We start from the raw sequence: 11921 nt of genomic DNA on the forward strand, positions 1-11921 counted from the left end.
TATGTGCATTTTTCAATCAGCACATCTTCAAATTTTCAAATTAAATATCTTGTTTTTTCAATTGTTCCACCGCATAATTCGCGGCCCTCGCCGTTAATGCCATGAATGTAAGCGACGGGTTTTGCGTGCTGGTGCTCGTCATGCAGGCGCCATCCGTTACAAACACGTTTTTACAATTATGAAACTGATTGTAGGCATTCAGCATAGACGTTTTTGGATTCTTGCCCATTCTCACGCCGCCCATTTCATGAATGTCCAAACCCGGCGCCTGTTCGCTGTCGTGTTGCCGTATATTTTTACAGCCCGCCTTATCCAGCATTTCAGATGCCTGCGTTAAAAAATCGTTCATTGACTTTACATCATTTTCATCATAATCCACATCAAAAACCAATTGCGGAATACCCCAGCCGTCTTTTTTATCTTTACTTAAAGAAACATGGTTTGTTTCTTTTGGAATGGTTTCGCCCTGCATCATCATTGATACATACCAGTTGCCGGCTTCGGTTAACGCATCTTTATAAGCGCCGCCGATTTCTGCATCCAGCCCATCGCCAAAACCCCTGCCCCGGCCTGCACCATAAAAGCACATATAGCCACGCAGAAAATCCATTTCCTGCTTATACACATTCCTGAAGTTAGGCATCATAGGCTGTGTTGGCCTTCTGCCATAATAATATTTATCCATTGGGCCGTCATAGCTTGCCGAAACAGTGCCGCGATAATTATGAAAGGCAATATATTTTCCCAGCAAGCCATTATCATTGCCCAGGCCATTTGGAAAACGATTAGAAGTGGAGTTTAACAAGATAAGATTGCTATTAAAACAGGCTGCATTTACAAAAATTATTTTTGCAAAATATTCAGTGGTTTGCTTTGTATTGGTATTGATAACACGCACGCCAATTGCCTTATCTTTTTTATCATCATAAATAATGGAATGCACGACGCTTTCAGGCTGAATGGTGAGATTGCCTGTTTTCAACGCCCAAGGAATAGTGGAAGCATTGGAGCTGAAATAACCACCAAAGGGACAGCCCCGTTCGCACAAACTTCTGGCCTGGCACTGTGTTCTGCCCTGGTCAATATGAATTTGATTAGGTTTGGTGAGATGCGCGCAACGGCCCTGTATCACATTCCTGTCTTTATAGGCCGCATTTATTTTTTGCGCTATATCTTTTTCAACACAATTCATTTCCCATGCCGGAAGAAACTCGCTGTCGGGCAGGGTTTCAAGGCCATCATAATTACCGCTGATACCTGCAAACTTTTCTACATGCGAATACCAGGGCGCAAGATCATCATACCTTATTGGCCAGTCAACCGCATAGCCATCACGTGCCGGGCCTTCAAAATCAAACTTGCTCCAGCGTTGCGTTTGTCTTGCCCAAAGCAAAGATTTGCCGCCCACCTGGTAGCCGCGAATCCAGTCGAAAGGCTTTTCCTGTATGTAAGGATGCTCTTTATCTTTTACAAAGAAATGCTGTGTGGCCTCGCCAAAAGCGTAGCACCTTGAAACAACAGCATTTTCCTGTGTAACCTGCAAAGGCATTTCTCCGCGGTGCGGAAATTCCCACGGCGCTTTTGTAGCCGTTGGATAATCTTTTAAATGCACTACATTTTTTCCACGTTCAAGTAATAAGGTTTTAATGCCATGATCACAAAGCTCTTTGGCAGCCCAGCCACCGCTGATGCCACTGCCGATAACAATGGCATCATACGTGTTTTGCTGAACACCTTTATTGCTTATGTTTAAAGTATCACCCATTATTAAAGTCAAAATTGAAAATTCAAAACCCAAAATATGAAGCGCTTTTTGCTTTTTACTTTTGAATTTTGACTTGCTATACGTTTCCTTTCTTCATTTCTTCTACTGCGTAATTACATGCCCTTGCTGTTAAAGTCATATACAAAATGCTCGGGCTTTGATTACCGGTGCTCGTCATGCAGGCGCCGTCTGTTACAAAAACGTTTTTGCAGGCATGAACGGCATTCCATTTATCCAAAACTGATGATTTGGGGTCACTGCCCATCCTGCATCCCCCCATTTCATGAATATCCAAACCAGGCGCCTGCTTGCTATCCCAATGCTCTATATTTTTTACGCCTGCTTTTGAAAACATTTCTTCAGTCTGGACAAAGAAATCATTTAATAATTTTTCATCATTATCATCATATTCAACAGAAGTAATTAATAACGGAATGCCCCATTGATCTTTTTTATCAGGACTTAAACGTACATGATTTTTTTCCTTGGGAATGGTTTCGCCCTGCAGGTAAGCATATACCGTCCAGCCGCCCGGCTCCGTCATACTTTCTTTATATGCTGCACCTATTTGTTGCGGGCAGCTTTCACCATTATTTCTGTCGCGGCGAGCCCCGCAATAAGTTGTATAACCGCCAACAAAATCCGTATCTATTGTATGCAGGTTACGATAGTTGGCAATGATCGCATCTGTTGGATTACGGCCGTAATAATAGGTATCGGTAAAGCCATCAATTTCTCCGTTCATCCAGCCGCGATAGTTATGATGGCAGATATATTTTCCCAGCAACCCGCTATCATTCCCCAAACCATTTGGGAAACGGTTGGATGTAGAATTCAGCAGGATAAGATTACTGTTTAGGGCTGAGCCATTTACAAAAATTATTTTCGCAAAATATTCAGTGGCTTGCTTTGTATTGGTATCGATAACCCGCACGCCGCTTGCCTTTTGTTTCTGTTCGTCATATATAATGGAATGAACAACGGAGAACGGCCTTACGGTTAAATTGCCTGTCTTTTCAGCCCAGGGCAAAGTGGATGAATTGGAGCTGAAATAACCACCAAACGGGCATCCGCGCATGCATAAATTTCTTGCCTGGCATTGGCCTCTCCCCTGGTCAATATGTACCTGATCCGGGTGTGTTAAATGCGCCCAACGGGCATGAACGAGGTAGCGGTTTCCGTAATTTTTTAAGATACTTTCTTTTAAATGTTGTTCAACGCAATTCAACTCAAATGGCGGAAGGAATTCGCCATCGGGCATGGCTTCCAGACCGTCTTTACTGCCACAAACGCCAATAAATTTTTCAACATGTGAATACCAGGGCGCAACATCTGCATAGCGGATGGGCCAATCCCATCCATAGCCAAAACGTTGAGGGCCTGTAAATTCAAAATCACTCCAGCGTTGCGTGCATCTGCCCCATGTTAAGCTTTTCCCGCCAACCTGGTAACCGCGAATCCAGTCGAAAGGCTTTTCCTGTATGTAAGGATGATCATCATCGTTTACAAAGAAATGCTGGTCGTCTTCACCGTATCCTGCAGCCCTCGATATCAGCGGGTTCCGCAATTGTGTCTCCCTTGTAATTGAACCACGGTGTTTTAATTCCCACGGTGCAAGATTGGCTGTTGGATAATCTTTTATATGCTTTACATCGCGGCCACGCTCCAGCACCAGCGTTTTCAATCCTTTTTCACATAACTCTTTGGCAGCCCAGCCACCACTAATGCCGCTGCCGATAACGATGGCATCGTATGCGTTTTGCTGAGCACCGCCGGAATTAATATTTATACTGCTGTCTTGTGGCATTTCAATTAGGAAAATTGAAAATTTGAAAATGAACAGTTGTGATATGCTAAGAACGCATTTTCAAAATCAGCGCATCTTCAAATTTTCAAATTGAATCAGAGATTTTGTTTCTTCAATTCGCTAACAGCGTGATCGGCTGCGCGGGCTGTAAATGCCATATAAGTAAGTGATGGATTGCAACAGTTTGAGCTTACCATAAAAGCGCCATCGGTAACAAATACATTAGGTGCATCCCAAACCTGGTTCCATTTATTAAGTACTGAAGTTTTAGGATCGGCGCCCATGCGTGCCGTGCCCATTTCGTGAATGCCACGGCCCGGTGTGCCATCGCCGTCCCAGCCGGAAACATTTTTAACGCCGGCAATAGTGAGCATTTCTATGGCATCATCTTTCATGTCTTTACGCATCTTCAGTTCGTTATCTTTCAGTTCCACATCAAATGATAAAACATTCAGCCCCCATTTATCCTTTTTATTTTTATCGAGGGTGATCTTATTGCTGTGGTCAGGGAGCATCTCACCAAAGCCGCCCATACCCATTGTCCAGTTACCGGGTTCTGTTAATGCATCTTTATAAGCAGCGCCAATATTCAGTTCAGCGATTTCACGGCTCCAGCCCTGGCGGCTGCCACCACCCTGGTAACCAAAGCCACGCAGGTAATCGCGTTTATCACCAAAATAATTCCTGTAACGCGGAATGTAAACACCATTGGGCCTGCGGCCATAATAGTATTTATCTTCATAGCCTTCCACCAACCCGGAAGCGCCAACGCCAAGATGATGGTCCATTACGTTGTGGCCTAATTCGCCGCTGCTGCTGCCAAGGCCCTCAGGCCAGATATCAGTGGCAGAATTCATCAATATCCAGGCACTGTTTAAAGCTGATGCATTGAGGAAAACGATCTTTGCTTTATACTCATACGTTTTATTATCCTGGGCATCCAATATCTCAACGCCTGTAGCGCGCTTTGTATCTTTATCGTATAAAATTTTTGTAACAATGGCCCATGGCCGAACCGTGAGGTTATTGGTTTTCATGGCAGCCGGCAATGTAGAAGATTGTGTGCTGAAGTAGCCGCCAAACGGGCAGCCGAGCCAGCATTTATTCCTGTACTGACAATTGGTTCTTTCCTGTATGGGCTTTGTGATATTGGCGGTGCGGCCCATTATCATGGCCCTTGTGCCCTTATAATGATCTTTTATACGCGCTGCCACATCTTTTTCAACGCAGGTCATATCCATGGGCGGCATAAATTTCCCATCGGGCAATTGAGGCAAGCCATCGGCGTTGCCGCTAATACCGGCAAACTGTTCTACATAATCATACCAGGGCGCTATTTCTTTATAACGAACCGGCCAGTCGATGGCAATGCCTTCTTTGGCATTTGCTTCAAAATCCCAGTCGCTCCAGCGATAGCTCTGCCGGCCCCACATTAATGAGCGGCCACCCACATGATAACCGCGGAACCAGTCGAAGCGTTTGACTTCTGTATAAGGGCTGTCAATATCGCTTGCCCACCAGTCAAGGTTCATTTCATTAAGAGGGTAATCTCTGCGCAAAACAGGATAATCTTTTATCATCTGTTGCGTTCTGCCGCCGCGATGGGGAAACTCCCAGGGGTCTTTGTTTGTACTTTTGTAATCAGTAACGTGTTTAATATCCATGCCACGTTCCAGCATGATGACTTTTAAACCTTTTTCAGAAAGTTCTTTGGCAGCCCAGCCACCGCTAATGCCGGAGCCGATTACAATTGCGTCATAAACATTGTCAGCCATTCTTGTTGTTTTATAATTTTAAGAAATTCGTTCAATGTTCATAGGTTCGCAAGCTTATTATTGGTTTCAATTTTCGCGGGTTTACGAGTTTACGGGTTATAAAGCCTGTAAACAATCCTAAACTTGCAAACTTTAAAACATTAAATTACACATCGCATATTTCAATTGCCTTCTTAAGTGAAGCCGCTCTATCCTTTGCAGCGGGGATAAATTCCTGGGCTACATACCCCTTAAATCCTGTTTCCACTATCGCTTTCATAATGGCAGGATAATATAGTTCCTGCGATTCATCTATTTCATGCCTGCCCGGTACACCGCCAGTGTGGTAATGGCCGAAATATTGGTGGTTGTCGCGGATGGTTCTTATAACATCGCCTTCATCAATCTGCATGTGGTAGATATCGTACAATAATTTAAAATGATCAGAGCCTATACGCTTGCACAGTTCAACGCCCCATTTGTGATTATCGCACATATAATCATGGTGGTCCACCTTGCTGTTTAATAATTCCATCTGCATGGTAACGCCATGTTTCTCGGCTAATTCAACCATAGGCTTTAAACCGGTAACGCAGTTTTTTAAACCTGTTTCGTCGTTCATCCCCTCGCGGCTGCCGCTAAAGCAAATTATATCGGTATATCCGTTTTGTTTAATGAGGGGAATAGCTTCTGTGAACTGCTGTGTTAGCAAAGCATGGTTTTCCGTATGGTTCCATCCTTTTGTTAAACTGATCTCACCATTTGTATAGCACATTGAACTGTAAATGCCATACTTCTGCAGTGTTGGAAAATCTTTTGGCGAAATGAGATCAATGGCATTAAAACCAATACTTTTTACCAGCTTGCATAATTCTTCAACAGAAAGAAAATTATACGTCCATTGACATACGGAATGATTGATATTGCCTTTTAACTTTAATGGTTTATTTATAGTTGATTCACTCATTTCACCTGCAAAAATTTTTGATGCGGGTATTGCAACGGAACCCGCAGCCAGGGTTTTCAAAACTGTTCTTCTGTTTGTCATTATTGATCTTCGTATGGATTTGCAATAGTAGCATTGGCAACCGGTAAAGTTTTTGTATTTCTTGAACGCATGTACACAAAAAGAATTGCAAACGCTACAATTAATATTACTGGAATAATGGAAGTGGCATTAATAATTTGAGGCCCGGCCAATGATTTGGCATTGTTTAATGCGTTAGCCATATCAGAGCCTGCGGGCGCTGTATTGTATGCTGCAAGGTCTGCCCCCGATGGCAATTTTTGTGCCACCAGTTTATCATAATATCCTCCCATAAATATCATATATACAGAAACCGCAAACATGCCTGCACCACCAATAATATTCATACCAACGGCTCCTGTTTCCGGTAAATTTTCACTTACAAAACCCAGCATGGTTGGCCAGAAATAACAAACGCCCATTCCAAAAACAATAGCTCCCACAAAAAGCATATTGCCTGTTGAATGGCCTAATAAATACAAACCTATTGCTGCGAGAATAGATGACATTAATAAAACACCCTGCGGAGACAGTTTATGTACGACAGGCTCTGCCAAACCACGCCCCAGCACCATAACACCGGTTTCAAGCGTAAGCAACAAGATGGCATTGTCGGTTACGTTTTTCAGTAACACATCTATCCATTGCCCCGTAAATAATTCCGTAATGGCAGTACCTAACATAAGTATCAGCATTATAATAAACAATGGTTTGAATAATGACTTATACATTTTAGATGTGCTTATACCACTTGCCACACGTTCTGTAACAGGAAAGGTTAACCTAAAAAACATTATACCATATAAGATGGTGGGTATAAACATAATGCCAACCAGCATCCTCCAGTTGGATAAATAAATTGAATCAGCAACATATTGACCAAAGAAACTTACGATCAATGTACCGATAACAATACCGCCCGGAAACCACAAATGAAAATAGTTAAGCCTTGTTGTTTTATTATTCGGATATAAACTCGCTACCAGCGGGTTGCAGGCTGCTTCAACTGTTCCGTTGCCAAGGCCTATTAACAAAGTTGAAATAAATAAAGGCCAGAAACCGGAAGCAATTATTGTAAGAAAAATACCCAATGCATGAAATATAAAGGCTGCGATGAGCAATTTTTTCATACCAATAACATCAACCACCATTCCGCCAACAACAATGGCAAGGGGAAAGCCCCAAAATGCCGTACTGGTTATAATACCAATTTCTTCCTGTGTTAAACCAAATTCGTGCCCCCAGGTATTTAAAAGGCCGGCACGAATACCAAATGAAAGCGAGGTAACTAATAAGGCAAGACAGCTCGCTACAAACAATTGATTACGCTTAATTGTTGACATAACTCGTTAGAAGATTTTAAGTAGTTGAATTTTCTTATCTATCAAATACAATCGGCGCGCTAAATGTAACAATAATTGCTTTTCAAAATAAAAAACGAAATTTTTTTTATCGAATTCTGTAAATATTTTCACAACCTGTTATTTTGCATGGCTTGCATACAACTTGTAAAACATATATTTATTTTCTTACCTAAAAATTTTTATTGTAATGGCACATCGTAAAATAAGAATGGGCATGATTGGCGGCGGTAAAGACGCTTTTATTGGCGCCATACACCGCATTGCTTTAAATATGGATGGATTGATTGAACTGAGTTGCGGCGCTTTAAGCCACGATGCAAAAGTAGCGAAGGAATCAGGGGAAATGCTGTTTCTGCCCGAAGACAGGATATATAAAAGTTATGATGAACTGTTTGAAAAAGAAAGCCGGTTACCGGAAGATAAACGCATTGACTTTGTATCGATCGTTACGCCAAACTTTTTACATTTCGATCCTGCTATTAAAGCGCTGGAACATGGTTTTAATGTGGTGGTTGAAAAGCCTATGACGTTTACACTGGATGAAGCAAAGCAACTGCAAAAGAAAGTTGAAGAAACAGGTTTATCACTTTGCTTAACGCATACTTATTCGGGCTATCCCATGGTAAAGCAGGCAAAGGAAATGTTTAAGAAGGGCATGTTTGGAAAGGTAAGAAAGATTATGGTGGAATATCCGCAGGGCTGGCTAAGCAAATTAAGTGAACGCGAAGGCAATGCACAGGCTGCCTGGAGAACTGACCCGAAGCGCAGCGGCAAGGCAGGCGCTATGGGCGATATAGGCACGCATGCAGCACACCTGGCTGAATATATTTCAGGATTGAAGATTACAAAAGTTTGCGCCGATCTTAATATTATGGTAGAAGGCCGGGCGCTTGATGATGACGGAAATGTTTTATTAAAATTTGATAATGGCGCTGCAGGCTGTTTGGTGGCAAGCCAGATTGCAGCCGGCGAAGAGAACGCACTAAAAATTCGTATTTACGGTGAAGAAGGCGGCATAGAATGGGCGCAGATGGAACCTAATACTTTAATTGTAAAATGGCTTGATAAACCGGCTGAAATATACCGTGCAGGGCAGGGTTATCTTACAGATATTGCCAAACACAATACACGCACACCGGGCGGTCATCCGGAAGGCTACCTGGAAGCGTTTGGCAACATCTACCGCAATTTTGCTTTAAGCTTAATGGCGAAGATGAATGGAGAAACACCAACCAGTGCAATGCTCGATTATCCAAGAGTGGAAGAAGGCGTAAGAGGCATGGCATTTATTGATACGGTTGTGGCCTCATCGCAAAGCGATAAAAAGTGGACAGATTTTGTGGTGTAGATTTTCCTTGAAATAATTTATAAAAAATGCCATTGCTTTTAACAACAATGGCATTTTTTATAAACAACTGCTATGGTTTTGGAATAAGGATTCATACGCCACAGCCGGTTAAGATAAATTATGAATAACGGTGACACTTAAGAACCGTTTATTTTCTACCTGAAATATCAGACCACTAATTGACGGTGATATTTTATTAACTCAAACAGTTATTTCAGGTAAGGCAGCAATATCTTCTTCCAAACTTCATAACCTTTCGCATTCGGATGCAGGCCATCGGTAGTGTAAGTTTTATCAAGCCTTCCTTCGCTATCTAAAAAATGCGGGTGCAGGTCAATTAACGTAATCTTTTCTCCGGCGGCAATTTTTTTCAACCCTTCATTCACAGCCTGTATATGTTCATCTTTATTGTAATGATTTTTAAACTGCGTGAAAGTATTGTTTACCGGCATTAAGGTTTGAAAATAGACTTTTGTGGACGGCGATCCGGCTTTAATACGTTGTATAATTTTCCTGTCATTATTTAATATTACACTATCCGGAATGTTGCGGGAAATATCATTAATGCCAATCAGTATAAAAACTTTGGCAGGATGGCCCTCAATCACTTCATCCAACCTTTCTAATACGCCAAAAGTTATATCACCCGAAATACCGCGGTTGCGGGCATTAGGCATGCCAAGCAATTCTTCCCAATCCACATGATCTGTAATGCTGTTGCCGAGAAAAACAATATCTTTTTCTGAATTGGGATAGCTCCTGAATAAGCCTTCCATCAAGGCATAATTGCCAGGCCTGTATGTGCTGTCCCATTGTTTTTGCTGTGAAAAAACATGGCTGGTGGAGCAGCAGCAAAGAAAAATACAAACAAGTGTTTTGTTCATAACATCATTATTTTAATGTTTAATCAGGCTTTCACTTCACGGCCCATAAAAGGGTCGGAAGAAGTTTCTTTACCGGTTTCAACCCGGCCTGCAAACCGCTTCACAAAACCTTGCTTATTTGGCAGGCCTACAGAAAAATCATACCAGCCAAAACTCTGCGATAAATCCAGTATCACTACTTCTGTTTTAGCTGGCCCGATCTTTTTGGAAACAGTCGCTGCTTTATAAGCGTTGTCTTTAATCTCAACATCATGAGCGTTGATTTTACTGAGATTAATAATGTTTATAACCACATTTCCGGTAAGCTGGTTTTTATTGGATGGATCGGTTTCATATGCACAATCCACATGCATATCGGGATCCTGCGCATTGCCCATAAATTCACGGAAAAAACCGTTGGGGCCATATAAACGAAGGTGATATTCATTGCCTTTAAAATTATTCAGCGGCCATTTTTCTGAAAGCGATTCGCCTGCGTTTACCGCAAAATGCCAGGTACGCACCGGCTCAAAAACCCGCTGGTTATTCTTCTCTCCTTCAAGCGAAACATATTCACCCGGTGCATATACATTAAACGGAGAACCGGCAGCTTTTTCACCAAACATTTCTTTCTTCGCTTCCATCTTTATTTCAAAACTTTTTTTATCCTTACTTAAAATGCCGTTTGCATACAACTGGTAAGGTAGCGGGTTTGCCGGTTTTGTTCCGGGTTCCTGCTGCGACATTAAAGATGAAGAGGAAGGATCGCGGTTAATTTGATCTATTTCTGTTCTGGTTAATTTTTTAAAATTGGATGGATCTTCTTTAAATTTTGCATTATAGATGGTTTCAACAAAAGGATCTCTTTTCAAAAAAGGCAACCGTTCCTGTTCTTTTTCATCAAAAACAGTGAACGCCGACGTAAGGTTTCCGCAAATAGCCCTGCGCCATTCACTGATGTTGGTTTCCTTTATATTCTTTTTAAATTTCTTGTTTAAGAATTCTTCGAGGAATTGCAGGGAAGAGGTGTGATCGAATACCTGCGAGCAAACTTTTCCGCCACGGCTCCACGGCGAGGCGATGATCATCGGCACCCTGAAACCCAGGCCAACAGGACCGCCGCGGGCTTCTTTTTTAGGAATACCATCACGCAGTTCATTTTCAAGCCGAATATATTCTTCACCGGTGTTATTGATGCCCGGCGAGCATTTGCCGGTCAACGGGTCTTTATGATCGGGAGCTATGAAAGGCGGGATATGATCGAAATAACCATCGTTTTCATCATAAGTAAGAATAAAAATGGTTTTCTTCCACACCTCAGGATTTTTAGTGAGTATATCCAGCACCTCCGAAACCAGCCAGGCGCCATACCAGGGTGCGCTCGGATGATCGGAAATATTTTGCGAAGGCACCAGCCATGAAACCGTAGGTAATTTACCGGTATCTACATCCTGCCTGAACTGGTAAAGCACATCACCTTTGGGAACAGGCAACTCACGCTCCACGCCGTTATCATCATACTTTAATGTGGTCAGCTCATGGTATTCCGGGTCAGCAGCGTTCGTGATAAATGCCTTATTGTAAATATTCTTTTGATATTGAGAAAGCTTTTCAAAATTTTCAGCGCTCCATTTTTGCAACTGCTCTTTTGCACTGCTTAATACTTCTTTCTTTTTTGCAATATCCTTTTGCAGCTTGTTATAATTTTTATCAGTTGAAGATGCTGCCGAAAGTTTGTCTTCCAATTCCTTTATTTCTTTTGGAAGTGTTTCAAGCTGCTTTTGCAAAGTTTGTACATACCGCGGATAAAACCGCACATTATACTGCGATAAAAACTCCAGCGGGTTACAGCCGAAATTAGAAAGCCATGCCCGCTCATCGCCGGTAAAACCGCCGCCGGCTGTAATATCATTCTGATAAACCTTCCAATCTATACCGTTTTCTTCCAGTCTTTCCGGGAAAGTTTTCCAGCGTGCTTCGCCATAAGGTATTT

General features: G+C 42.3%; 8 protein-coding genes. 1 reads left to right on the forward strand and 7 read right to left on the reverse strand.

Annotated elements, in window-relative coordinates; genetic code table 11:
* Positions 1–40 precede the first annotated feature (40 nt).
* The 5 genes from ACTHN6_RS11105 to ACTHN6_RS11125 form a co-directional block, all read right to left on the reverse strand.
* Positions 41–1765 (reverse strand): GMC oxidoreductase, encoded by a 1725-nt coding sequence (locus tag ACTHN6_RS11105; protein WP_440435829.1) that lies wholly within the window; start codon positions 1763–1765, stop codon positions 41–43.
* Positions 1766–1841: 76 nt separating this feature from the next.
* Complete coding sequence (locus ACTHN6_RS11110) at positions 1842–3572, reverse strand: GMC oxidoreductase (RefSeq protein ID WP_440435830.1); 1731 nt, start codon at positions 3570–3572, stop codon at positions 1842–1844.
* Between the two features lie 95 nt (positions 3573–3667).
* On the reverse strand, positions 3668–5347 hold the full coding sequence (locus ACTHN6_RS11115) for a GMC family oxidoreductase N-terminal domain-containing protein (RefSeq protein ID WP_440435831.1): 1680 nt from the start codon (positions 5345–5347) through the stop codon (positions 3668–3670).
* A gap of 145 nt (positions 5348–5492) precedes the next feature.
* Positions 5493–6374, reverse strand: a complete 882-nt coding sequence (locus tag ACTHN6_RS11120) for a hydroxypyruvate isomerase family protein (protein ID WP_440435832.1) — start codon at positions 6372–6374, stop codon at positions 5493–5495.
* On the reverse strand, positions 6374–7696 hold the full coding sequence (locus ACTHN6_RS11125) for an MFS transporter (RefSeq protein ID WP_440435833.1): 1323 nt from the start codon (positions 7694–7696) through the stop codon (positions 6374–6376). The genes ACTHN6_RS11120 and ACTHN6_RS11125 overlap by 1 nt, the downstream gene beginning before the upstream one ends.
* Before the next feature lie 208 nt (positions 7697–7904).
* Here ACTHN6_RS11125 and ACTHN6_RS11130 point away from each other — a divergent pair, with 208 nt between their 5' ends.
* Entirely contained in the window at positions 7905–9065 is a 1161-nt protein-coding gene (locus tag ACTHN6_RS11130) for a Gfo/Idh/MocA family protein (protein ID WP_440435834.1), read from the forward strand.
* 209 nt (positions 9066–9274) lie between these two features.
* Here the strand turns inward: ACTHN6_RS11130 and ACTHN6_RS11135 are convergent, their stop codons facing one another.
* The gene (locus tag ACTHN6_RS11135; RefSeq protein ID WP_440435835.1) at positions 9275–9949 is read right to left on the reverse strand and encodes a GDSL-type esterase/lipase family protein; all 675 of its coding nucleotides are present in this window, start codon (positions 9947–9949) and stop codon (positions 9275–9277) included.
* A gap of 23 nt (positions 9950–9972) precedes the next feature.
* Positions 9973–11921: alkaline phosphatase family protein (locus tag ACTHN6_RS11140; protein ID WP_440435836.1), on the reverse strand; the 1949-nt coding region annotated here is incomplete at its 5' end.

The sequence above is a fragment of the Parafilimonas sp. genome (genome assembly GCF_051953455.1).
Lineage (GTDB): Bacteria > Bacteroidota > Bacteroidia > Chitinophagales > Chitinophagaceae > Parafilimonas.

Coding starts and splice junctions, on each gene's coding strand:
- ACTHN6_RS11105 (WP_440435829.1), bottom strand. CDS start 1,765: ATGGGTGATACTTTAAACATAAGCAATAAAGGTGTTCAGCAAAACACG.
- ACTHN6_RS11110 (WP_440435830.1), bottom strand. CDS start 3,572: ATGCCACAAGACAGCAGTATAAATATTAATTCCGGCGGTGCTCAGCAA.
- ACTHN6_RS11115 (WP_440435831.1), bottom strand. CDS start 5,347: ATGGCTGACAATGTTTATGACGCAATTGTAATCGGCTCCGGCATTAGC.
- ACTHN6_RS11120 (WP_440435832.1), bottom strand. CDS start 6,374: ATGACAAACAGAAGAACAGTTTTGAAAACCCTGGCTGCGGGTTCCGTT.
- ACTHN6_RS11125 (WP_440435833.1), bottom strand. CDS start 7,696: ATGTCAACAATTAAGCGTAATCAATTGTTTGTAGCGAGCTGTCTTGCC.
- ACTHN6_RS11130 (WP_440435834.1), top strand. CDS start 7,905: ATGGCACATCGTAAAATAAGAATGGGCATGATTGGCGGCGGTAAAGAC.
- ACTHN6_RS11135 (WP_440435835.1), bottom strand. CDS start 9,949: ATGAACAAAACACTTGTTTGTATTTTTCTTTGCTGCTGCTCCACCAGC.